The sequence below is a fragment of the Streptomyces sp. NPDC002138 genome (assembly GCF_040296485.1).
Taxonomy (GTDB): domain Bacteria; phylum Actinomycetota; class Actinomycetes; order Streptomycetales; family Streptomycetaceae; genus Streptomyces.
On the sequence record NZ_JBEOXE010000033.1, the window covers coordinates 54904 to 77956 of the forward strand.

Consider the following 23053-nt stretch of genomic DNA (forward strand, 5'->3'; position numbering starts at 1 on the left):
CTACGGCGCTACGGCGCTGCGCCGCTACGGCGCGGCCGGGAGGTCCCGGCGCCGGGCCGCGACGGCGAGGGCGGTGGCGACGGCGAGGGCGAGGCCGACCAGGGCCGCGGCGACCGCGAAGGTGATCCGCATGCCGGTGGCGACGGCCCCGGGCGCGGCCGTGGTGATGTCGGCCGTCGCCGCCGCGAGCGCGAACACGGCGCCCATGACCGACGCCCCGGTGATCAGCCCGAGGTTGCGCGACAGGTTGAGCATGCCCGAGACGACGCCCCGCCCGTCCGGGAGCACCTCGGCCATGACGGCGGTGTTGTTGGCCGTCTGGAACACCGCGTAGCCGATGGTGACGACGACGAGCGGGACGACGTACCCGGCCGTGCCCAGCGCCCGCGGCGCCGCGGCCAGGCCGCAGGCACCGGCCGCCATCGCGATCAGGCCCGCGACCGTCGTGCGCGGCGCGCCGAACCGGTCCACGATCCGCCCCGCCGGTACGCCGCTCAGCGCGGCCACGAGCGGACCGGCGGCCAGGACCAGCCCGGCCGGGGCCGCGGCGAGTCCGAGGGTGCGCGAGAGGTAGAACGGGCCGACCACCAGCGTCGCCATCATCACCGTCGAGACGAGCGCGCTCATGGCGAGGCTCGCGCCCAGCGCCCGGTCCCGGAAGAGCGCGGGCCGCAGCAGCGGCGCGGGCGCGCGCGTCTCGGTGCGGACGAAGAGGACGACGCCGAGGGCGGCGAGCGCCAGCAGCGCCAGGTTGAGCGGGCCGAAGGCGCCGCGCCCCAGGGTCATCGCGAGCGCGTAGGCCGCGAGGGTCAGCGCGAGCAGCGCGGTGCCCGCGTGGTCGAAGCGGAGCCGGGGGACCTGCGGTTCCCGCCGGTCGGCGGGCAGGTGGCGGCGGGCGAGGAGGAAGGCCGCGATGCCCAGCGGCAGGTTGACCAGGAAGACCGCCCGCCAGCCGGGCCCGGAGATCAGCAGGCCGCCGAGCGAGGGGCCGAGCGCGGTGCCGACGGCGGACATGGTGCCGAGCAGGCCCATGGCGCTGCCGGTGCGTTCCTTGGGGACCGCCTCCCCGACGAACGCCATGGTCAGGGCCATCATGACGGCCGCGCCGAGGCCTTGGGCGGCGCGGGCGGCGATCAGCATCCAGAGCGTGGGCGCGAGGCCGCACAGGACGGAGGCCGCCGTGAAGACGAGGATCCCGGCCAGGAGCAGCCGTCGGCGGCCGGTGATGTCGCCGAGCCGGCCGGCGCCGACGATCAGGGTGGTGATGGCGAGGAGGTAGGCCAGGACGATCCACTGGACCTGCTGGAACGAGGCGTCGAAGGCGTCGGCCAGCGTCGGCAGCGCGACGTTGGCGATGCTGGTGCCGAGCGAGGACAGCAGCATGGACAGGGACAGCCCGGCGAGCACCCACCGGACGGGGGCGGGTGTGCGCTGCGTGCCTCTGGGGGCGGCCGTGGCGGGCCCCGTCGGGGTGGACTTCACCGTGAACTCCGATCTGCGACGCCGCCGCGAACGCGGGGGCGGGTGGGGGAGGGTGGGGGCGGGTGTGTCCGGAGCGTGCGCCCGGCCGGGGCCCGCGGCAACTTCTGTTGCCGGTTCCGGGACGAGAGGGTGGAATGCCCGCATGGATACTCACGCGACCGCTGAGCCGGAGCCGGGGCGGGGCCCTGCGGCGGGTCCCGAGCGGGGCCCCGCGGCGGGTTCCGATCCCGAGCCCGCGGCGCGCCCCCCGCTCGGCGGGACGCCGTCCCGGCATCGGGCCGTGCTCGACGAGGTCGGGCCCCGGCTCAAGCGGCTGCGCGCCCGCCGGGGGCTGACGCTGGCGGCGCTCGCCGAGGAGACCGGCATCTCCAAGAGCACGCTGTCCCGGCTGGAGTCCGGGCAGCGCCGCCCGAGCCTGGAGCTCCTGCTGCCGCTCGCCGACGCGTACCGGGTCCCGCTGGACGACCTGGTCGGCGCCCCGGAGGTGGGGGACCCGCGGGTGCGGCTGACACCCCGCACCATGGCGAGCGGTGGCACGTCCGTCGCCCTGTCCCGGAGCCCGGGCCCGCTGCAGGCGTTCAAGATGGTCATCGCGGACCGGGGTGCGGAACCGGCCCCGCGGACGCACGAGGGCTACGAGTGGCTGTACGTCCTGGACGGCCGCCTGCGCCTCGTCCTCGCCGACTACGACCTGGTCCTCGGCCCGGGCGAGGTGGCCGAGTTCGACACCCGGCTGCCCCACTGGTTCACCAGCGCGGACGGCCGCCCCGTCGAGCTGCTCAGCCTCTTCGGCCGCCAGGGCGAGCGCATGCACGTGCGCGCGCAACCCCGCAAGGACCCGCGACCGTCGGCGGATTGACCGGTGGTGGCGGGGCGCGAGGGGGGGGCTGGCCCCACCCTGAGCCGGTGGGTAGCCGGTTCGTGGCGGGGGGCGGCGCGCGGACATGCTGGGACCGGCAGATACCGCTGGATTCCCTTTGATTCCCCAGGAGTTGGCTCGTGCGTGAGCAGGCGTCGCAGAGATCCCGTCCCACCACCGGACGACAGGGCCGGAGCCAGGAGCCGCGGGGTCGGCGGCGGGGGTGGCGGGCCGCGGCGGCCGTGGCCCTCGGAGTGATGGCGGCGGGTCTCCTGGCCCCGCCCGCGGCGTTCGCGGCCACCCGGCCGGACACCGTCCAGCAGGGCCTGGACGCGCTGGTCCGGGACGACGGCATCCCCGCCGCGCTGGCGAGCGTACGCGGCCGCGACGGCCACACCCGCACCTACACCGCGGGCATCGGCGACCTGGCCACCGGCGCGGAAGTGCCCCGGGACGGCCAGGTGCGGATCGGCAGCAACACCAAGGCGTTCACCGCGGTCGTCGTGCTGCAGCTGGTCGCCGAGGGGCGGATCCGCCTCGACGCGCCGGTCGACACCTACCTGCCGGGCCTCGTCCGCGGGGAGGGCATCGACGGGAGCCGCATCACCGTCCGCGAGCTCCTGCAGCACACCAGCGGCATCCCCAACTACACGGAGTACGACCTCCAGCTGAAGCCCTACACCCCCCTCGAGCTCGTCGCGATCGCCCTCGCGCACCCGTCCCGCTTCGAGCACGGAACGAAGTGGGAGTACAGCAACACGAACTACGTCCTGGCCGGCCTGATCGTCGAGCACGTCACCCACCGTCCCGTCGGCGAGGAGATCACCCGTCGCGTCATCAAGCGGATCGGGCTGCGCCACACCTACTTCCCCGCCCCTGGCGACAAGACGATCCGCGAGCCCCACCCGCACGGCTACTACAGGCAGTCGGCGGACGCACCGCTGAGCGACTTCACGGAGGTCGACCCGTCCTGGGCCTGGTCGGCAGGGGCGATGATCTCCACCAACTCCGACCTCAACCGGTTCTACACCGAGCTCCTGGGCGGCCGCCTGCTCCCGAAGGCCCAGCTCGACCAGATGCGCACCACGGTCCCCGCCGACGCCTTCGGCGCGGGCGCCCGCTACGGCCTCGGCATCGCGAGCAAGCCGCTGTCCTGCGGCGGCCTCTCCTGGGGCCACGGCGGAAGCTTCCCGGGATACGAGACCCGGGGCGCCGTCACGGACGACGGCCGCGCCGCCAACGTCGCGGTCACCGTCCAGCCGGCCGACCCGACGGCCATGGGGCGCGTCGAGACCCTCGTGGACAAGGCCCTGTGCCGCGGCACCACACCCCGCTGAAGACCGGGCGGCAGCGCGGGTCGCGGTCGCGGGTCGCGGGTCAGCGCGGGGTGAGGACGCAGAACTCGTTGCCCTCCGGGTCGGCCAGGACCGTCCACGGCACGTCGCCCTGGCCGAGTTCGACATCGACGGCGCCGAGGGCCCGCAGCCGGGCCACCTCCGCCGCCTGATCCTCTCCGGGGTACGGGCGCAGGTCGAAGTGGAGGCGGTTCTTCGCGGTCTTCGCGCCGGGGGTGCGGATGAACTCGAGGTACGGGCCGACGCCCTGGGCCGAGCGCAGCACCGCCTGAGCGTCGGTCACCTCGTGCAGGGTCCAGTCCATCGCCTCGCCCCAGAACCGGGCCATGGCTCGCGGGTCGACGCAGTCGACGACCACCGCGGCCATCGGCCCGGTGTCCCGGTAGATCTCCCGGGGCTCCAGCACGCAGAACTCGTTGCCCTCCGGGTCGGCCATGACCGTCCAGGGGACATCGCCCTGCCCCACGTCGGCGGGCCTCGCCCCGAGCACCCCGAGGCGCTCGACCAGCTCCGCCTGGTGGGCGGCGGAGGTGGTGGCGAGGTCGATGTGCACCCGGCCCTTCACCGTCTTGGGTTCCGGGACCCGCACGACGTCGATGCAGACGGCGACGGGATCGGGATAGACGAACCCGAGGGGTTCGAGGTTGGTCACCCCGGGCCCCTCACTCTCCACCCCCCACCCGAGCACCTCGGCCCAGAACCGCCCGAGCGCGGAGTCGTCCAGGGCATCCATCGCGAGTTGTACGAGCCGTGTCGCCATACGCCCGACCCTATGCAGCCCACCCCGCGACGACAACGCGCATCCGGACGCCACAACACGGCGGTCCGCAGGGAGCCCGGGGAAGCGCGACAGCCGCTCCGACCGCCGGTGGACGAGGATCCGCCCCCGCTCATCCCGGCACACCGTCACGGCGACCCGGTGCAGCCACCCCTCCCGGATGGCCTGCCGGCGGCTGACCACCAGCCCCAGCACGCGATCGCGATCGTCGACACGCTCCAGCAGTTCGTCCACGACGCGCACCCTGGCAGAGCCCACTGACAACGCCGCTCTCCCTGTGGGTGCTTTTGCAAGCAGGTGCTTGCAATAGTTAGCAAGGTGCGGCAGGATCGGGGTATGGCATCGCTCAACGTCGGGAATCTCGGCGAGTACCTCCGCGAGCAGCGGAGGCAGGCGCAGCTCTCGCTGCGGCAGCTGGCCGAGGCGGCGGGGGTCTCCAATCCGTACCTCAGCCAGATCGAGCGCGGGCTGCGCAAGCCGAGTGCGGACATCCTGCAGCAGCTGGCCAAGGCGCTGCGGATCTCCGCGGAGACGTTGTACGTGCAGGCCGGGATCCTCGACGAGCGGGACCGCGACGAGGTGGAGACGCGCGCCGTCATCCTCGCCGACCCGTCGATCAGCGAGCGGCAGAAGCAGGTGCTGCTCCAGATCTACGAGTCGTTCCGCAAGGAGAACGAGTCCGACGCCACGATGCCCCAGACGAACTGAACTGTGATCCGGGAGGACCAGCACATGGCCATCGCCGATGACCTGAAGAAGACCCTCACCGACCCGACCCCGCTCTACTTCGCCGCCGGCACCGCCGACCTCGCCGTGCAGCAGGCCAAGAAGGTGCCCGGGCTCATCGAGCAGCTGCGGGCCGAGGCCCCGGCGCGGATCGAGGCCGTGAAGAACACGGACCCGAAGGTCGTGCAGGACAAGGCGCGCGAGGCCCAGGAAGCGGTGACCGCCAAGGTCGCCGAGGTCCTCGGGGCCTTCGACCCGAAGAAGCTCGGGGAGAGCGCGCAGGACCTGGCGCTGCGCGGGGTGGGCGTGGCGGCGGAGTACGCGGTGCGTGCCAAGGAGACCTACGACAAGGTCGCCGAGCACGGCGAGCAGGCCGTACGGGCCTGGCGCGGCGAGGTCTCCGACGAGATCGTGGACATCGCCGAGATCGTCGAGCCGGACCCCGCCCCCGTGGCGGTGGCCGTGGTCGAGGCCGAGCCGGTGGACGAGGCGCCCGCAGCGGAGGACAAGCCCGCCGCGAAGCGCACCGCCCCGCGCAAGAACACGGCCAAGAAGGCCGCCGCCACGCCGGACGACGCCGGCTGATCACGTCACCTCGAGGCCGCGTCCCGCGCTGAGCAGCGCGAATGACACGCACCGGACCGGGCACCTTTGCGGGTGCCCGGTCCGTTGTCCTTCCATGAGATCGCCCACCCGGTAGCGTGGAGACGAGGGCGTTCCGACGACGTATGCATGCGCGAGAAGGCGGTCGAGTCGATGTTGATGCGGGGTTTCGACAATGGGGTCCTCCCCCTGCTGGGCTACGCCATGCTGCTGCTCGCGGTCGCGGCGTTCGTCCTCGCGCTGCTGGCCCGTGAGGACGCGTACCGGGCCGCCGGCAAGCAGACCAAGACCTTCTGGCTGGTGATCCTCGGGGTCACGGTCCTGGTCGACTTCTTCCTGGGCATGCTGTTCCTGCAGATCGCCGGTCTGGTCGCCACCATCGTCTTCTTCGTCGACGTACGCCCGGCCCTCAAGCAGGTCTCGGGCGGCGGCCGGCGCAGCGGCGGCAGCAGCAGTGACGGGCCGTACGGGCCCTACAACGGCGGCCGGTAGCGGGCGGTCGGTAGCGGGCGTTCGGTAGCGGGCGTTCGGTCCCGGTCAGCTGTAGCGGCGGCCGGTTCAGCGGGCGGGCCGGCCGGCGTCCGCGCGTCAGCCCGACACGCGGTCCAGGAGGACGACGGCCACGTCGTCGGTCAGCTCGCCCCCGTTGAGGCGGCGGGCCTCGGTGACGGCCGCTTCCAGCAGGCCCTCGCCGCGCAGGCCGTGGTCCAGGTGCCGGTTGATCATCTCGACCATGCCGTCCTGGCCGAGGCGTTCGCGCCCGGCCCCGATCCGGCCCTCGATCAGGCCGTCGGTGTAGAGCATCAGGCTCCAGGTGCCGCCGAGGTCGACCTGGCGGCGGGGCCAGCGGGCCCGGGGCAGCAGTCCCAACGCCGGGCCGCTGTCCTCGTAGGGGAGGAGTCGTGCGGGGCGGCCCGGCCGGGATATGAGCGGGGCCGGATGGCCCGCCAGGCACAGGCCCGCGCGGCGGCCGTCGGGGGAGATGTCCACGGTGCAGAGGGTCGCGAAGATCTCGTCGCAGGGACGTTCCACCTCCAGCACCTCCTGGAGCGTGGCCAGCAGGTCGTCCCCGCACAGACCCGCCAGGGTCAGCGCGCGCCAGGCGATGCGCAGCTCCACGCCGAGGGCCGCCTCGTCCGGGCCGTGGCCGCAGACGTCACCGATCATCGCGTGGACGGTGCCGTCGGGGGTGCGGACGGTGTCGTAGAAGTCCCCGCCGAGCAGGGCCCGGCTGCGGCCCGCGTGGTAGCGGGCGGCGAAGCGCAGGTCGGAGCCCTCGAGCAGGGGGTGGGGGAGCAGGCCGCGTTCCAGGCGGGCGTTCTCCTGGGCGCGCAGCCGCGACTCGGCCAGCTTGTACTGGGCGATGTCGGCGCGTTTTCGTTCCACCGCGTAGCGGATGGCGCGGCTCAGCAACCGTCCGTCCAGCTCGCTGCCGAAGAGGAAGTCCTGGGCGCCGACGCGGACCGCCTCGGCGGCGCGTTCGGCGTCGGCCTCGGCGGTCAGGACCAGGACGGCGTGGCGCGGGGCCATGCGCAGCACCTGGCGCAGAACCGCAAGCTCGTCGTCGGCCGGATCGGTGCCGTCGGTGGGGTCCGTGCCGTTGGCCGTTCCGGTCCCGCCCGTGATCCGGTGGCCGCCCGCGATCCCGATTCCGATTCCGATCCCGTTGCTGTTCCCGCTTCCGTACCCGTGCCCGGTCCCGTACCCGTGCCCGGTCCCGTACCCGTGCCCGTTTCCGGTCCCGGTTCCGGGCAGGGACAGGTCGAGCAGGATGCAGTGCACGTCATGGGTGAGCAGCCGCGCCGCCTCGGTCAGGTTGCGCGCGGTGCGGATGCGGATGCGGTGGCCGTCGGCGTCGAGGATCTCGGGGACGGTGAGGCCCGCGGGGTCGTCCTGGATCACCAACAGCGTCAGGGCCTGGGGGCCGCTGGGCTGGGCGGTGGCCGACTGGGGCGTGCCCTGCCCGTACGGGGCCGTGCCGGACTGGGCCGTGCCGCCCGGCTGGGACGGTACGACGGCGTGCGGGGCTGGCAGGCGGGCCTGACCGCTCTCCGCGGGCGGGGTGTCCCTCTGCCGCGGTACGGATGCGGGCATCGTCTCCGGTTCCTTCCCTCCCCCCGAGGGTGCGCTCGTGCGCCCCGACCCTAGCGGTCCCCGCCCGGCGCGTGAATGCCGTCGCCGGCGGCCGCCTCCGGCATATGCCGTTATCGCGTGGGATCGACCGTCCTGGGATGACCAACGTCACCATCCGGCCCGTGTCGCCCCGCACGGCACCCGGACGCACGGTCCGACGCGCCCACCGGACCCCCGCGCGCCCGCCGGACCCCGCCGAAGCGCCCGCCGGACCCCGCCGAAGCACCCGCCGGACCCCGCCGAAGCGCCCGCCGGACCCCGTCCCGCCAAGCGCTCACCCCGCTACGCGTCCGGCCGGACCACCGCCTTGATCGGCATCGAGCCCGCCCCCGCGATCGTGATCGTGCGCCCCGGTCGCGGCGCGTGGACCATCGCGCCGTCGCCGATGTACATCGCGACGTGGCTCGCGTCGTCGAAGTAGATGATCAGATCGCCCGGCCGCATGTCCTTCACCGCGACCTTCGGCAGCAGCCGCAGCTGTTCCTGCGAGGTCCGCGGAATCGGCTTGCCCGCCGCCAGCCACGCCTGGGAGGTCAGCCCCGAGCAGTCGAAGGTGTCCGGGCCCTCGTGGCCCCATTCGTACCGCTTGCCGATCTGGGCGGTGGCGAACTGGACCGCCTTCCTGCCCGCCTCCGACGCCGTGCCCTGGAGTTCCTTGAGCGCGCCCGAGGACAGCCAGGCGGTCTGCGCCTTGTACTGCGCGTCCTGCTCCAGCTGGATCAGCCGGGCCTTCTCCTCCGCCTGGAGCTTGCTCTCCAGCTCCTCGGCGGTCTTGATCTTCTGCTCGATCTCCTTCTTGGCGGTCTCCTGCTTGACCCGGTTGGCCTCCAGGGTCTGCCAGTGCGCGCTCGCGTCCGTCGCGTACTGCTGCAAGTCGGCCTGGGTGCGGGCCAGTTCCGAGAGGGTGTCCGAGGCGGCCTTCTCGCCCTGGCGCAGCAGGTCGGCGCCGTTCAGGAACATGCTCGGGCTGTTGCTCAACGCCAGCTGCGCGCCCGGCGGCAGGCCACCCGAGCGGTACTGGGCGCGGGCGGCGGCGCCCGCGCGGTTCTTGAGCGTGGCGATCCGCTCCTGGCCGGCCACCACCTGCTTGGCGATCTCGACGATCTTGTCCGACTGGGCCTTGGTCTCGCCCACCGCGAGGTTGTAGGCGTCCGTGGCGGTGCCCGCCTGGCGGTACAGCTCCTCTATCTCCTTGTGCACCTGTTCCAGCGTCTTGGCGCCCGGCTCGGGAGCCGCGGGTGAGCCCGGCGCGGCAGGGGCGAAGGGGGCCGCCGGGGCGCTCGGGGCGCTCGGGGCGGCGTACGCCGTGCCCACCAGGCCCGGGGCCGTCACGATCGCCATCGCGCAGAGCATAGTGAGCGCGGATGCGCCGCGGTGTCGTCTCATGGTCCCCCCAGGCACCCGAGTCAGATCCCGTCACAGATCTGACTATTCGTCAGTAACTTCTCACTGCCTTCGGGATGGTGCCACGACTCGGCGAATTCCAACACCCTCTGCCCCGCGCGCACCGCGCCCGCCGCACCCCCGAAACGCCGTCGAGCACTCAACGGGCCGCCGCCGCCCCCGGTTCCCCGTCCGGCACACCTCACCCCATCGGGCGCAAGGCCTCCCAGCGGACCGTCAGTTCGCCCTGCCGCCACCGCTTCGGACCGTCCGTCAGCGGCCAGTCCCCCGCCAGTGCCCGCGCCGTACGGATCCACCGCTGCCGGGCGCCCAGCGAGGCGTACGGAGCCGCCGCCGCCCACGCCCGGTCGAAGTCCCGCAGGAACGCGTGCACCGGCTCACCCGGCACATTTCGGTGGATCAGTGCCTTCGGCAGCCGCTCCGCCAGGTCCGAGGGGCGCTCCAGGGAGCCCAGCCGGGTCGCGAAGGTCACCGTGCGCGCCCCCTCCGGGCCCAGCGCGACCCACACGTGCCGCCGCCCGATCTCGTCGCAGGTCCCCTCCACCAGCAGCCCGCCCGGCGCCAGCCGCCCGCACAGCCGCTCCCACACCCGCGCGACCTGCTCCTCGTCGTACTGGCGCAGTACGTTCGCCGCCCGGATCAGCGCCGGCCGCTCACCCCCGTCCAGCGGGACCTCGAAACCGCCGTGCCGGAAGCTGAGGCCCTCGCGCTCGTACGGCTTCGCGCCCGCGACCCGGGCCGGTTCGATCTCGATCCCGACCACCCGGACCCCCGGCGCCACCGGCCGCAGCCGGCTCAGCAGCTCGACCGCCGTCCACGGAGCGGCCCCGTACCCCAGGTCCACCGCCACCGGGTGCCCGGCCCGCCGCAGCGCGGCCCCGTGCGCGTCCGCGATCCAGCGGTCCATTCGGCGCAACCGGTTCGGATTGGTGGTTCCGCGGGTCACCGCACCCACGGGTCGGCTGGGGGGAGGAGTGCGTGCGGCCATGAGCCGAGGGTAAGCGGACGCCGCGCGCTCGATAAAAATCCGGTAAACCGCAGGGATTCCTCGCGCCGTCCCGGAATGCGCGGGACGGTCGCGCGGGTTGCACTCCTTGCAGGGCGTGCGCCACGCTCCGCGCTGCCCTGCCCGCATGACCGTCCGTAGCCGCACGACCGCCCGTATGACGCACGACCGCCGGCACGCCGCACCACCGCCTGTAAGCCGCACCACCGCCTGTAAGCCGCACGAGCCCGAGTGAGAGGACCGCTCCTTGAGTCAGTACGTGTCCCGGCTCGGCGGCAGGCTCGCCGCCGCCCGCAGTACCCGCCACGACGCGCCCCGGCTGCGGCTGCCCGCGGTCGGCCACGCGCGCAAGCCGCGCCGCGTCGCGATGCTCAGCGTGCACACCTCACCCCTGCACCAGCCCGGCACCGGTGACGCGGGCGGCATGAACGTCTACATCGTGGAGCTGGCCAAGCGGCTCGCCGCGATCAACATCGAGGTCGAGATCTTCACCCGGGCCACCACCGGCGGCCTGCCGCCCGTCGTGGAGCTGACCCCGGGCGTCCTGGTGCGGCACGTCGACGCGGGACCGTACGAGGGCCTGGCCAAGGAAGAGCTGCCCGCACAGCTCTGCGCCTTCACCCACGGCGTCATGCAGGCCTGGGCCGGGCACCGCCCCGGCTACTACGACCTCGTCCACTCCCACTACTGGCTCTCCGGCCACGTCGGCTGGCTCGCCGCCGAACGCTGGGGCGTCCCGCTCGTCCACGCCATGCACACGATGGCCAAGGTCAAGAACGCCGCGCTGGCCGAGGGCGACACCCCCGAGCCCGCCGCGCGCGTCATCGGCGAGACCCAGATCGTCGCCGCCGCCGACCGCCTCATCGCCAACACCGCCGAGGAAGCCGACGAGCTGGTCCGCCACTACGACGCCGACCCCGGCAAGGTCGCCGTCGTCCACCCCGGCGTGAACCTCCAGCGCTTCACCGTCGGCGACGGCCGCGCCGCCGCCCGCGCCCGCCTCGGGCTCCCGCAGGACGCCGTCATACCCCTCTTCGCGGGCCGTATCCAGCCGCTCAAGGCCCCCGACATCCTGCTGCGCGCCGTCGCCGAGCTCGTCGACCGCGACCCCTCGATGCGGCGCAGGCTCCTGGTCCCCGTCGTCGGCGGCCCCAGCGGCAGCGGCCTCGCCAAGCCCGAGGGCCTGCAGAAGCTCGCGGCCCGCCTCGGCATCACCGACCTGGTCCGCTTCCACCCGCCCGTCGGCCAGGACCAGCTCGCGGACTGGTTCCGGGCGGCTTCCGTGCTGGTCATGCCGTCGTACAACGAGTCCTTCGGGCTGGTCGCGCTGGAGGCCCAGGCCACCGGTACGCCGGTCCTCGCGGCCGCGGTCGGTGGCCTCCCGGTCGCCGTCAACGACGGGGTCACGGGCATCCTCGTACCGGGCCACGACCCCGTCGACTACGCGCGCCAGCTGCGCCGCTTCATCGACGACCCCGCGCTCACCGACCGGATGGGCCGCGAGGCGGCCCGGCACGCACAGTTCTTCGGCTGGGACACGGCGGCCGCCGGCACGGCGGACGTGTACACCGCGGCGATGCACGATCATCGCCGTCACGTACGCTCCCACCATGGCTGAGACCGCCCCGACCGCGCCGACGGAGATCATCGAGAGCACGCTGGACGACGCCGGGCTGGAGTGGGAGAGCCCCGAGCCCGGCTCGTACGTCGTCAAGCTGCCGGGCACGCGCAAGCTGTCGACCACCTGCTCCCTGAAGGTGGGCCGGCACTCCCTGTCGGTCAACGCGTTCGTCATCCGTCACCCGGACGAGAACGAACCGGCCGTGCACCGCTGGCTGCTGGAGCGCAACCTCAAGCTCTACGGGATGTCCTACGCCGTGGACCGCCTCGGCGACGTCTACCTGACGGCGCGGCTGCCGCTGGCCGTGGTGAGCCCGCAGGAGCTGGACCGCGTACTCGGCGCGGTGCTGGAAGGCGCGGACGGCGCGTTCAACACGCTGCTGGAGCTGGGGTTCGCGAGCGCCATCCGCAAGGAGTACGAGTGGCGGGTCTCGCGGGGCGAGTCCACCCGCAACCTGGACGCCTTCAAGCACCTGACGGAACGCCCGGCCTGAGGGCCGGGCGCCCGTCCCTCAGGCGGTGGCGGCGGCGGGCAGAACCCCCGGCTCCACGACCGCGACCTCGGCGACCGTCACCTCCACGACCGCCACCTCCACGACGTCGGCCTCGGGCACCTCCGGCACCTCGGCCTCCGCCACTTCGGCCTCCGGCAGGTTCCGCATCAGCATCCAGTAGCCGAGTCCCGCGATCGAGCCCAGGACCGCCATCGCGCCCCACAGCCAGCCCGCGCCGAAGCGGTCGATGACGAAGCCCGCCGTCAGCGGCGCGATCAGCGAGGCCACCGCCCACGACATCGTGTACATGCCCTGGTAGCGGCCCCGGCCGTGGGTCGGGGAGAGCCGCGCGACCAGGCCCATCTGGGTGGGCGAGTTGATGATCTCGGCCACCGTCCAGACGCAGACGGTCAGCGCGATCACCCCGAGCGAGCCGCCGAAGGCGGTCATCCCGAACCCGTACCCGGCCAGCAGGGCCGAGGCGACCAGCAGCTTCTGCGGATCGCGGTGCTCGATCAGCCGGGTGACCGGGATCTGGAGCAGCACGATCAGCACGCCGTTGAGGGCGATCACCACGCCGTACTCACCGGGCGTGAAGCCCGCGGCGCCCATCGACAGCGGCAGCCCGAACGACCCCTGCATGAAGATCAGCGAGATCAGGAACGACAGCCCGACGACCCCCATGAAACGGCCGTCGCGCAGTACGGTCCCCATCCCGATCTCCGGCTCCGCGCCCCCGGCCGCGCCGGACGCGTCCTTGTCGGGGCGCGATTCGGGGAGCTTGACGTAGACGAGGACGGCGCAGACCAGGGTCAGCGCCGCCTCGCCGAGGAAGCCCGCGAGGTAGCTGTACTCGGCGATGAAACCGGCGGCGGTCGCGGAGACCGCGAAACCGAGGTTGATCGCCCAGTAGTTGAGGGCGAAGGCCCGGACCCGGTCCTCGGGGCGCACGATGTCGGCCATCATCGCCTGCACCGCCGGGCGGGAGGCGTTGGAGGTCATGCCGACGAGCAGCGCGACCGCGGCGATCGCCGCCGGGTGCTGCATGAAGCCGAGCAGGGCGACCGAGAAGGCGGTGGAGAGCTGGGCCGCCATCAGCGTCGGCCGCCGCCCCAGCCGGTCCGTCATCACTCCGGCGACCAGGGAGGAGACGACCCCGCCGAGGCCGTGCAGGGCGACCACCAGTCCCGCGAACGAGGCCGAGTAGCCCCGCTCCAGGGTCAGGTACAAGGTCATGAACGTGGCGACGAAAGCCCCGAGCCGGTTCACCAGCGTGCTCGTCCACAGCCACCAGAACTCGCGCGGCAGCCCCGCGACGCTGGCACGCGCGGCCCGCCTCATCCTGTCAACGGACATACGGGATCCCCCTGGAAATGTAAGTGGTGCGGCTGCCCCCGGCACGTTACGAGGCGGAGGCGCGCGGCCGCCACTGGATTGACGCGGTGCGTCAATTGGGGACGGTCCCGAGGGCTCCCGGCGGGCTCCCGGAGGGGTACGGGCGGGGCGCGCGAGGGGATCCGGCGTCCATTAGGCTCGTACGCATGGCCGACGCACCGTACAAGCTGATCCTCCTCCGTCACGGCGAGAGCGAGTGGAACGCGAAGAACCTGTTCACCGGCTGGGTGGACGTCAATCTCAACGAAAAGGGCGAGAAGGAGGCGGTCCGCGGCGGTGAGCTGCTCAAGGACGCCGGTCTGCTCCCCGATGTCGTGCACACCTCGCTCCAGAAGCGCGCGATCCGCACCGCGCAGATGGCGCTCGAGGCGGCCGACCGCCACTGGATCCCGGTCCACCGCTCCTGGCGCCTGAACGAGCGCCACTACGGCGCCCTCCAGGGCAAGGACAAGGCCCAGACGCTCGCCGAGTTCGGCGAGGAGCAGTTCATGCTGTGGCGCCGGTCGTACGACACCCCGCCGCCGGCGCTCGAGGACGGCACCGAGTTCTCGCAGTCCGAGGACCCGCGCTACGCGAGCATCCCGCCGGAGCTGCGCCCCAAGACGGAGTGCCTGAAGGACGTCGTCGTCCGCATGCTCCCGTACTGGTACGACGCCATCGTCCCGGACCTGCTCACCGGCCGCACCGTCCTGGTCGCCGCCCACGGCAACTCCCTGCGCGCCCTCGTCAAGCACCTCGACGGCGTCTCGGACGAGGCCATCGCGGGCCTGAACATCCCGACCGGCATCCCGCTCTCCTATGAACTGGACGCCGATTTCAAGCCCCTGAACCCGGGCGGCACCTACCTCGACCCGGACGCCGCGGCGGCCGCGATCGAGGCCGTCAAGAATCAGGGCAAGAAGTAACCCTCACGCACGAAACAGCCCCCCACCTGCCGTTTCCCGGCGGGTGGGGGGCTTCTCGTTGCCCTGGGGCCGCCTGTGGGCCGTCAGGGCGTATTGGCCCCCTAGAGGAGGTGGCACCTAGCGTCGAGTGCGATCGTCAGGGCCGCTAGTGCGACGACCGTGTGTGGCCAACCAGCGGACTCTGTGAGGGCGGCGACCGCCCAGCTGATCAGCAGGAACGGCCTCCCCCTGACGGTTAGGTCGATTCGCAGGCTTCGATATGGGAGCATGGCACCCTCCAACAGCGCGGACCACTCTGGCAAGCGTGGGTCGATTCGAACGTGCTGACGGAATACAAGGCCGCCTCCTGCAAGAGGCGGCCTTTCCGATTGGGGGAACTGTATGCGCAGATTGCCGCGGCCAGCAAACCCCCTGGTAATCGCCTTCTACTTCTGCATTTTTGCATGCATGTATGCAAGCTGGACCCCGGTGCTTCAAGGGCCGGATCCTGCGGGTCAACTCCGGCTAACTATGGGAAGGTGTGGCGGGGTTAGCTGCGTCGCTTCTATGGACAACTAGGCACGTTGGTGCCGCAGGTCGCCTCTTGTAGCGGGCTTGAGTGTTGAGAAGGTGGCTTGGTTAAGCCGCTTGGTTATCTGGCCTGATTAACCATGGATGTAAAGCCTAGGTTTTAAGCCTGGATGTTAAGCCTGGACGTAAAGCCTAGGCATTAAGTCCGGATGTTAAGCCCAGATATTAAGCCGTATTGGCGTCTTGGATCGTCAGCCGTCAACTGCGCCGTGGGAACGTTGGTAGACAGCGGATCGACCACATGAAGGAGCAGATCTTTGCCCGTACGCCCACAGCCGACGAAGTGAAGCTCTTGCAGCTCCCGCCCGGCGAAGCGGTGGTCGAGCTGCACCGAACGACCTACACGGCGGACGGCACCGTGGTCGAATTCGCGATCGGGGTGCACGCCGCATCGCGCTTCGCCTGGGAGTACGACTTCAAGGTGCCCGACTCGACGAAGGACAGGGGAGGTTGGGAGTGATCTCGACGCGGGATTGGGCGGACACCCGGCTCCTCTGGAATTACCACCAGATGGGCCACGCTCCGCAGCCGTGCTCGGTCGCGATCGGACTTGGTAGCCATGACCTGGGAGTGGCCGACGCCGCAGTCGACCTGTACCGGCGCGGCATGGCCCCCCTTCTCGTGTTCACTGGAGCCACCAGCCCGACGACGCGCGAACGGATGCCCCGCGGTGAAGCCGTTCACTACCGCGAGCGGGCATTGGAGCTTGGGGTGCCCAGCTCCGTGGTCCTCGTGGAACCGCGCGCTCGGAACACGGGCGAGAACATCCGGTTCAGCCGAGAACTGTTCGAAGCAGCCGGTGTCGACGTCTCCTCGGTGCTGCTGATCAGCAAGCCGTACGAGGAGCGACGCGCGTACGCCACAGCCCGGAAGCTCTGGCCCGGAGTCGAGTTCGTCAGCGCCTCCACCCCGATGACGTTGGACGAATACGTCGACTCCATCGGGGACGCACGTCTTGTCATCGACATGCTGGTCGGAGCCTTGCAGCGGCTACTGGTCTACCCGGCGCAGGGCTTCACCATCAGCCAGCAGGTCCCGGGAGATGTGGCCGACGCGTACGAGCGATTGTGCGAGCGAGGTTTCACGAGTCTTCTCCTCCGGGATGAGTCGGGTCAGGCTCGGAGCCAGACACGCCGGTGACGAGCGACGGAGTACGCCTGTTCCACTTGCTCCGGAGTGAGCTTGCCTGTGAGCGGGCCCAGGGCAGCCACTTCTCGCTCCCGGTAGATCCGAACGGAGTGCTGCGTCACCGCGCGATCTAGGGACGCGATGCCGACGAAGACCAGGACTGGTTCGACGGGCACGTCGAAGGCGCAGTACCGCCCCAGAACCCTCCGTACGAGTTCGGCTTCGGATTGGCTTGCCGCCGCGTAGGGCAGGGGCTTGCCGCCGTTGACCTTGGCCATCGAGTCGCCGACCCAGACCTTGGCGCCCCGGTGGTTCTTGGTGTTGACGCTGAACACGCCTCCGGGGCCGATCAACAGGTGATCGATGTCGCCTCCGTTGCCCTTCTCAATTCCATGAAGCACCCGCCAACCGAGCGGGGACAGGCGTTCCAGCTCACGGCCCACCCAGCGCTCGCCTTCCAGCCCGGTGTACCAGCTGTCCCACTCCGAGGACTGCCGCAGTAACTTCGCCTTCAGCCTGTGAGCCGTCGACGGGCCCCGTACCGCGATCATTCCGAGTACCCCAGCGCCGGGAGGGTTCCGCGCCAGGTCTTCGCTGGGGCTGAGGGGTGGGAGGGGCAGCGGCCGTTCGGATCGGCGTGGCGGTGTGGCAGCAGTGGGGCGTGCTCGCTGTTGAGACGGGGCGGCGGGGCGGGGCTCTTCAGCGGGCGTTGAGGGGGAGCTGACGATGAGATCGTCCCCAAGGTGTTGCCGGAGGAGGGCCAGAGCTTCGTCCTGGTACTTCCGAACCTTGATCGTCACGGTCTTGGTCGCTCGATCCGCCCAGGCGACAGCCGTTCCGTCCGGCAGGTTCACGTAGAGCCGATCCCTGCCATGCCGCTTCCACGAATGCACCGTCAGATTGCTCATCAGCCGCCCCCCTTGCGTGCCGTCCCCACGCTTATGCCAACACCTGGTGGCCGGGTCGGCAAGACCGCCGGGGGCGGCGCGGAGCTGTTACAGGTTTCTCTACCTCATCAAGGCACCCGGCTGCGTTCCGCTCCACCGGGCGCGCTTCCCGGCTCTGCCTGCGCCCGCGCTCCTGCCTGCGGCCCGCTCGGCGCTGCCGCCGCCGACGCGCGCCTCTACAACGGGATAGGCCCAAGGGCATGAGCTGAACCCTGAGCCCGCCCTCACCGACATGCCTCCGGCGGGGGCGCAACAAGCACCGGGATGGCGGGGGCGCCGCACGCGAGTGCCGGTCCGTGGAGGGCTGAGGCGGGGAACTCCCATCCCGTCTGCCGTCGACCCAGGCAAGCCGAGCAGACACCACATACGTGTGGGTCGACGGCAGACGGGATGGGAGTTGGGGCAGTGGTGGGTGCAAGTAGGGGGCATGCGGCCCGTGACACCTCCCAGCCGAAGCCGCACCGCTGACTTCCCCTGTGCGGCGGGCCTTGAGCCTCAGGAATAGAAGCCCGTCCAGTACTCACCGGGCGCCACAGTGAACGCGTCGGGCTCTTCAAGCCGGAGGGCTTCATACCGAGCGTGGAAGGCGAGGAACGCATCCTGGAGAGAGCAGCCGAGATGCTCTCTCATGGCCTTGATGCCGTGGATGATGCGGCCCGCGAGGATCTCACTGTCAGCGATGCTTATGGAGGCCGCGGTGTTCTCGTTCATGCTGGCAAGATCGCACAGGGCAGGAACGGGGCGCTGCTGAGTTTTCGACCGCTGGGCCCACCGGGCCGTCCCTGGGCCGTGGAACGGTGGCCAAGGGCGCCCGAGGGTGACAACCGCTGACCGCTCGACCGCAGGTCGGAGCCGGTACGCCCGGTAAAGCCCCAGGTCGGACCAAGAACCAGGGCAAGAAGTAACCCCCAGGCACGGCGAAGCCCTCCACCCGCTGTTCACCGCGGGTGGGGGGCTTCTCGTTGGAGGGTGGAGTGGCGCGGTGGTGGAGCGGTGGAGCGGGGTGGAGCGATGACGGTCTTCCGGTGCCGGTGCCGGGGCCAGGTCCAGGAGCTGAGGCTGCGGCCGGACGCGGTCGAGGGCCTCGGCTGAGCGCCTCGGCTGAGCGCCCCGACCGAGCGCCTCGGCTGAGCGCCGCGCACACCCCGCGCCCCGGCCGGCCGCGGAAGGCCCCGGCCGTGCGGATGGCCCCGGCCGAGGGGATCGGGCGGGGCCCTTCGCGTACGGGCGGTCAGGCGGGCGGGTTCAGCCGCCGCACTGGCACGGGGCGCCGGACTGGCAGCCGCAGCCGCAGCCCGAGCCGCAGCCGCAGGCCGCGAGCAGGGGGAGGCGCAGGGCCTCCTGGGGCTGGTGCTCCTGCTCGGGCGTGATGGGGACGGGGGAATCGGACATGGTTCCTCCTCGCAGGCGTACCGGGTCGTACTGCCTTTGCCTCATTCATGCCCAGCCGCACGGGCGCGTCAACGGCGCATTGGGGCAGGAGGGCGGGAGCCCTGACGCGGGGTCAGGATCCCCCGGCGCGCGGGGTCAGGCTCCCTCGACCGCCGTCGGCGCCTGCAGCTCGTCCGCGTGCTCGCCCGTCACCAGGTAGACGACGCGCTTGGCGACCGAGACCGCGTGGTCCGCGAAGCGCTCGTAGTACCGGCCGAGCAGCGTCACGTCGACCGCCGTCTCGATGCCGTGCTTCCACCGGTCGTCCATCAGGTGCTGGAACAGCGTGCGGTGCAGCTGGTCCATCTCGTCGTCGTCCTGCTCCAGCTGGAGCGCGAGGTCGACGTCCTTGGTGATGATGACCTCGGCGGCCTTCGCCATCAGGCGCTGCGCCAGCTGACCCATCTCCAGGATCGTGGCGTGCAGGTCCCGCGGGACGGCCGTGTCCGGGAAGCGCAGCCGGGCGAGCTTCGCCACGTGCTGGGCCAGGTCGCCGGAGCGCTCCAGGTCCGCGCTCATCCGCAGCGAGGTCACCACGATGCGCAGATCGGTGGCCACCGGCTGCTGGCGGGCCAGCAGCGCGATCGCGCGGGCCTCCAGGTCGTGCTGGAGGTCGTCCACCTTCTGGTCGGCGGCGATGACGCTCTCGGCGAGCTTGAGATCGGCGTCGAGCATGGCGGTGGTCGCCCGGCCGATCGCGGAACCGACGAGCCGGGCCATCTCGACCAGGCCTTCTCCGATCGAGTCCAGTTCCTCGTGGTACGCGTCCCGCATGGTGGGTGTCCCTCTCTAGCGTCGTGCCCGTGTTCTGCCTCGTGCCGTACCCGTGCCCGTCTTGCCTCGTGCCCGGGGGGCCGGGGCCTCTCGCCCCACGTTGACACGGTGAGCCGCGAACGCGTCCGACTCCGGCATCACAAATGAATCAACCCCGTCGCCAGGGTGAACTCTGGGCGACGACTGTTCGAGGTGCCACCCGAACGGCTGTGGAACTCTCGTCGCACCTGCTTAACCTGGACACATGGACGTGAACGCGGCGGTCGCCGCAGCTGCAGCGATCGCCGGGTTGTGCACCGGTGTGATCGCCATGCTGGCGTTCCGCTGGAGCGAGCGCGACCAGGCCCGCCCCACCCGGAGCTCCATGCGCCCCGACATCAATGCGGTACTCCCGCCCGGAGTGGACACCGTCCTCTCCGTACTCCGCTCCTCCGCCGTCGTGCTCGACGAGGGCGACGCGGTCGTCAAGGCCAGCTCGGCGGCGTACGCCCTCGGCCTGGTCCGCGGCGGCAAGCTCGCCGTGGAACCCATGCTGCACATGGCCCGCGACACCCGCCGCGACGGGGAGATACGCCAGATCGAGCTGGACCTCCCGCGCCGCGGCACCGGCCGCGGCGAGGCCCTCGCCGTCTCGGCGCGGGTCGCCCCGCTCGGCTCCCGGCTGGTGCTCCTGCTGGTCGAGGACCTCACGGAGGCCCGCCGGATCGAGGCGGTCCGCCGAGACTTCGTCGCCAACGTCTCGCACGAGCTGAAGACCCCGGTCGGCGCGATCTCCCTGCTGTCCGAGGCCGTCATGGACGCGGCCGACGACCCCGAGGCGGTCACCCGCTTCGCCGGCCGCATGCAGATCGAGGCCACCCGGCTGATCAACCTCGTACAGGAGCTGATCGACCTCTCCCGGGTCCAGAACGACGACCCCCTGGAGGACGCCGAGCCGGTCCGGGCCGACACCCTCGTCGCCGAGGCCATCGACCGCTGCCGCCACACGGCCTCCTCCAAGCAGATCACCATGGCCGTCGGCGGCACCGCCGACCTGCGGATATGGGGAAACCGGGGGCAGCTCGCCGCGGCCCTCGGGAACCTGGTCGAGAACGCCGTGAACTACAGCCCCGCCCGCACCCGCGTCGGCATCGCCGCGCGCCGGGTGAACGCTCCGGGTGGAGACTTGATCGAGATAGCCGTGACCGACCAGGGCATCGGCATCCCGGAAAAGGACCGGGAGCGCATCTTCGAGCGCTTCTACCGCGTGGACCCGGCCCGCTCCCGTGCCACGGGCGGCACCGGCCTCGGCCTCGCGATCGTGAAGCACGTGGCCGCCTCGCACGGCGGGGAGGTCACGGTGTGGAGTTCAGAGGGGCAGGGCTCCACCTTCACCCTGCGGCTCCCGGAGGCCGCCGCACCCGCCGCCGCGGCAGCCCCCGCATCTGGCATACCCGTGCTCCAACCCGAACCAGCCATTCCTGCCCCGGAGGTCCTTCCGTGACCCGAGTGCTCGTCGTCGAGGATGAGGAATCCTTCAGCGACGCCCTGTCCTACATGCTCCGCAAGGAAGGCTTCGAGGTCGCGATCGCGGCGACCGGGCCCGACGGGCTGGACGAATTCGAGCGCAACGGCGCCGACCTCGTCCTGCTCGACCTGATGCTCCCCGGGCTGCCCGGCACGGAGGTGTGCCGGCAGCTGCGCGGCCGCTCCAACGTCCCCGTGATCATGGTCACGGCCAAGGACAGCGAGATCGACAAGGTCGTCGGGCTGGAGATAGGAGCCGATGACTACGTCACCAAGCCCTTCTCCTCGCGCGAGCTGGTCGCCCGCATCCGCGCGGTCCTGCGCCGCCGCGGCGAGCCGGAAGAGGTCACCCCGGCGGCCCTGGAGGCCGGACCGGTCCGCATGGACGTCGACCGCCACGTGGTCACCGTCGCCGGTGCCAAGGTCGACCTGCCGCTCAAGGAATTCGACCTCCTGGAGATGCTGCTGCGCAACGCGGGCCGCGTGCTGACCCGCATGCAGCTGATCGACCGGGTGTGGGGCGCGGACTACGTGGGCGACACCAAGACCCTCGACGTCCACGTCAAGCGCCTGCGGGCCAAGATCGAGCCGGACCCGGGCGCGCCGCGCTACCTGGTCACGGTCCGCGGCCTCGGCTACAAGTTCGAGCCGTAAGCCATCACCGCCGCGTTACGCACGCGAAGCAAGCGCTCGAAGCAAGCACTCGAAGCGGGCGCACGAAGCGGGCGCACGAAGGAGGGCCTCCCCCGGAATCCGGGGGAGGCCCTCCTTCGTGCACGTGTGCGAGCGCTACGGCCGCGGCGCTACGTTCCCGAGCGCCCCGGGCCGGTCAGTGACCGGCGCTGTGCGACGGCGAGGCGGAGCCCGAGGGGGGCGCGGAGGCGCCGGCCGACGCCGCGCCCGAGGGGCTGCCGGACGGCGCACCCGAGGGGGAGGGGGCGGCGGAGCCCGCGGGGGACGCGGAGGCGCTGCCGGACGGCGAGGGGCCGGCCGCGGGGGCCTCGGTCGGGCCGTAGCCCGCGTAGTACCCGGTGGCGGGGACGACGAAGGCGCCCAGCTCGACGTCACCGGTCTCGCTCAGCTGGAAGACGACCTTCTGGGCGTCGCCGTCCTTGACGGCCTGGCGGCCGCCCTCGATGACGGCGGAGGCGTTGCCCTTGCCGCCGAGCACGACGGAGCCGTGCGCGGGGACGGTGACCTTGGCGGCGCCGGTGGAGTCCTTCAGCGTCACCTTGCCCTTGGCACCCGCGAGGGTGACGGCGTCGATGGTCTGCGGCGTGGCGCCGGTGTTGAAGACGGTCGCCGAGACGACGGCGGGGCCCTTGCCGTCCTTCGCGCCCTGGGTGATGACCAGGGCGTTCTGGACCTTGATGGCGCCCTTGGTGACGGCGGCGTTGTCAGGCTTGATTTCGAGTGTCTGTGCGTCGTTGCCCGCGCCGCATGCGGCGAGCGAGGCGATCGAGAACGCGAGGGCGGAGGCGGCGAGAGCGCCGCGTCGAAGGCTGCGGCTCACGGCGGCGGCAACTCCTAGGACGTACGGACGGAGGACGGTGAGGCAGTTGCTGAGGGTGGTGCGGGTGGTGCGGGTGGTGCGGTCGGGCGGAGGTAAAGCCGCCCTAAGTGTGTGTCAGCGCGCTTAGGTTACCGAGCCGCCGCCCCGTGCCCGCACCCGACCCTCCGCATCGCCCGGGGCACCCTGAACCGGTCCCGTCGATCTTGCATTAGAGATCAATTCCGGGATTCCTTTCGAACGGGGCCCCTTGATCAATTCAGGATTGGGCCGGAACCCGCTACAGAGCGGCCTCACCAGTCGAACGGAGTAGTTCGGTTTCACCACGCCGAACCCGGCAAAACGGGACGTACGTCGCGTCGAGCGCGAGCTCCCGGAGGTGTAGCGTGGTCGATTCTGTCCGTCCGCGCAGTGGCTCCGACCTGCG

At 71.7% G+C, this 23053-nt stretch carries 22 protein-coding genes and 1 pseudogene; 12 read left to right on the forward strand and 11 right to left on the reverse strand.

The window, feature by feature from the left end:
- Positions 1-24: 24 nt before the first annotated feature.
- Positions 25-1482: an MFS transporter gene (locus ABT084_RS21950; protein WP_351046412.1), complete on the reverse strand. Its 1458-nt coding sequence runs from the start codon at positions 1480-1482 to the stop codon at positions 25-27.
- A gap of 280 nt (positions 1483-1762) precedes the next feature.
- Here ABT084_RS21950 and ABT084_RS21955 point away from each other — a divergent pair, with 280 nt between their 5' ends.
- Entirely contained in the window at positions 1763-2341 is a 579-nt protein-coding gene (locus ABT084_RS21955) for a helix-turn-helix domain-containing protein (protein WP_351046413.1), read from the forward strand.
- 257 nt (positions 2342-2598) lie between these two features.
- On the forward strand, positions 2599-3678 hold the full coding sequence (locus ABT084_RS21960; protein ID WP_351046416.1) for a serine hydrolase domain-containing protein: 1080 nt from the start codon (positions 2599-2601) through the stop codon (positions 3676-3678).
- Between the two features lie 40 nt (positions 3679-3718).
- On the opposite strand, the gene ABT084_RS21965 is transcribed toward ABT084_RS21960, so the two are convergent.
- The gene (locus ABT084_RS21965; RefSeq protein ID WP_351046419.1) at positions 3719-4456 is read right to left on the reverse strand and encodes a VOC family protein; all 738 of its coding nucleotides are present in this window, start codon (positions 4454-4456) and stop codon (positions 3719-3721) included.
- 354 nt (positions 4457-4810) lie between these two features.
- Between ABT084_RS21965 and ABT084_RS21970 the strand changes: the two genes are divergently transcribed.
- The 3 genes from ABT084_RS21970 to ABT084_RS21980 all read left to right on the forward strand — a co-directional run bounded on the left by ABT084_RS21970 (position 4811) and on the right by ABT084_RS21980 (position 6295).
- A complete protein-coding gene (locus tag ABT084_RS21970; RefSeq protein WP_351046422.1) occupies positions 4811-5182 on the forward strand; it encodes a helix-turn-helix domain-containing protein in 372 nt (123 codons plus the stop codon).
- Between the two features lie 24 nt (positions 5183-5206).
- Positions 5207-5785: a hypothetical protein gene (locus ABT084_RS21975; RefSeq protein WP_351046423.1), complete on the forward strand. Its 579-nt coding sequence runs from the start codon at positions 5207-5209 to the stop codon at positions 5783-5785.
- A gap of 171 nt (positions 5786-5956) precedes the next feature.
- Positions 5957-6295: a DUF2516 family protein gene (locus ABT084_RS21980; RefSeq protein WP_351046489.1), complete on the forward strand. Its 339-nt coding sequence runs from the start codon at positions 5957-5959 to the stop codon at positions 6293-6295.
- 96 nt (positions 6296-6391) lie between these two features.
- On the opposite strand, the gene ABT084_RS21985 is transcribed toward ABT084_RS21980, so the two are convergent.
- The 3 genes from ABT084_RS21985 to ABT084_RS21995 all read right to left on the reverse strand — a co-directional run bounded on the left by ABT084_RS21985 (position 6392) and on the right by ABT084_RS21995 (position 10328).
- Positions 6392-7897, reverse strand: coding sequence for a PP2C family protein-serine/threonine phosphatase (locus tag ABT084_RS21985; RefSeq protein WP_351046426.1), 1506 nt, complete (start codon positions 7895-7897; stop codon positions 6392-6394).
- A gap of 321 nt (positions 7898-8218) precedes the next feature.
- A complete protein-coding gene (locus ABT084_RS21990; protein WP_351046429.1) occupies positions 8219-9277 on the reverse strand; it encodes a C40 family peptidase in 1059 nt (352 codons plus the stop codon).
- Positions 9278-9521: 244 nt separating this feature from the next.
- Positions 9522-10328, reverse strand: coding sequence for a class I SAM-dependent methyltransferase (locus tag ABT084_RS21995; RefSeq protein WP_351046432.1), 807 nt, complete (start codon positions 10326-10328; stop codon positions 9522-9524).
- Between the two features lie 265 nt (positions 10329-10593).
- Between ABT084_RS21995 and mshA the strand changes: the two genes are divergently transcribed.
- Entirely contained in the window at positions 10594-11964 is a 1371-nt protein-coding gene (gene mshA, locus ABT084_RS22000) for a D-inositol-3-phosphate glycosyltransferase (RefSeq protein ID WP_351046434.1), read from the forward strand.
- Complete coding sequence (locus ABT084_RS22005; RefSeq protein ID WP_351046436.1) at positions 11957-12460, forward strand: type III secretion system chaperone family protein; 504 nt, start codon at positions 11957-11959, stop codon at positions 12458-12460. The genes mshA and ABT084_RS22005 overlap by 8 nt, the downstream gene beginning before the upstream one ends.
- An 18-nt stretch (positions 12461-12478) precedes the next feature.
- Here the strand turns inward: ABT084_RS22005 and ABT084_RS22010 are convergent, their stop codons facing one another.
- Positions 12479-13816: an MDR family MFS transporter gene (locus ABT084_RS22010; RefSeq protein WP_351046438.1), complete on the reverse strand. Its 1338-nt coding sequence runs from the start codon at positions 13814-13816 to the stop codon at positions 12479-12481.
- A 185-nt stretch (positions 13817-14001) separates the two neighbouring features.
- Between ABT084_RS22010 and ABT084_RS22015 the strand changes: the two genes are divergently transcribed.
- The 3 genes and pseudogenes from ABT084_RS22015 (at position 14002) to ABT084_RS22025 (ending at position 16470) form a co-directional block, all read left to right on the forward strand.
- Positions 14002-14760 carry a phosphoglyceromutase gene (locus tag ABT084_RS22015; protein ID WP_351046441.1) on the forward strand — a complete coding sequence of 253 codons (759 nt, stop codon included), beginning with the start codon at positions 14002-14004 and terminating at the stop codon, positions 14758-14760.
- Between the two features lie 802 nt (positions 14761-15562).
- A pseudogene (locus tag ABT084_RS22020) lies at positions 15563-15790 on the forward strand (UTRA domain-containing protein); the annotation flags it as partial.
- Positions 15787-16470, forward strand: a complete 684-nt coding sequence (locus ABT084_RS22025; protein ID WP_351046443.1) for a YdcF family protein — start codon at positions 15787-15789, stop codon at positions 16468-16470. The pseudogene ABT084_RS22020 and the gene ABT084_RS22025, both read left to right, overlap by 4 nt.
- Here ABT084_RS22025 and ABT084_RS22030 read toward each other — a convergent pair.
- The 4 genes from ABT084_RS22030 to phoU all read right to left on the reverse strand — a co-directional run bounded on the left by ABT084_RS22030 (position 16443) and on the right by phoU (position 19610).
- Positions 16443-17366: a nuclease-related domain-containing protein gene (locus tag ABT084_RS22030; protein ID WP_351046445.1), complete on the reverse strand. Its 924-nt coding sequence runs from the start codon at positions 17364-17366 to the stop codon at positions 16443-16445. The genes ABT084_RS22025 and ABT084_RS22030 overlap by 28 nt on opposite strands.
- 534 nt (positions 17367-17900) lie before the next feature.
- Positions 17901-18116, reverse strand: coding sequence for a hypothetical protein (locus tag ABT084_RS22035; protein ID WP_351046447.1), 216 nt, complete (start codon positions 18114-18116; stop codon positions 17901-17903).
- 534 nt (positions 18117-18650) lie between these two features.
- The gene (locus ABT084_RS22040) at positions 18651-18797 is read right to left on the reverse strand and encodes a hypothetical protein (RefSeq protein ID WP_351046450.1); all 147 of its coding nucleotides are present in this window, start codon (positions 18795-18797) and stop codon (positions 18651-18653) included.
- A 135-nt stretch (positions 18798-18932) separates the two neighbouring features.
- Entirely contained in the window at positions 18933-19610 is a 678-nt protein-coding gene (gene phoU / locus ABT084_RS22045) for a phosphate signaling complex protein PhoU (RefSeq protein WP_351046453.1), read from the reverse strand.
- A 244-nt stretch (positions 19611-19854) separates the two neighbouring features.
- On the opposite strand from phoU, the gene phoR reads away from it, so the two are divergent.
- Both phoR and phoP read left to right on the forward strand, forming a co-directional pair.
- Positions 19855-21093, forward strand: a complete 1239-nt coding sequence (gene phoR / locus ABT084_RS22050; RefSeq protein ID WP_351046456.1) for a two-component system sensor histidine kinase PhoR — start codon at positions 19855-19857, stop codon at positions 21091-21093.
- A 5-nt stretch (positions 21094-21098) separates the two neighbouring features.
- Complete coding sequence (gene phoP / locus ABT084_RS22055; protein WP_466527820.1) at positions 21099-21770, forward strand: two-component system response regulator PhoP; 672 nt, start codon at positions 21099-21101, stop codon at positions 21768-21770.
- A gap of 175 nt (positions 21771-21945) precedes the next feature.
- Here the strand turns inward: phoP and ABT084_RS22060 are convergent, their stop codons facing one another.
- Positions 21946-22629, reverse strand: coding sequence for a copper chaperone PCu(A)C (locus ABT084_RS22060; protein ID WP_351046459.1), 684 nt, complete (start codon positions 22627-22629; stop codon positions 21946-21948).
- Positions 22630-23053 lie beyond the last annotated feature (424 nt).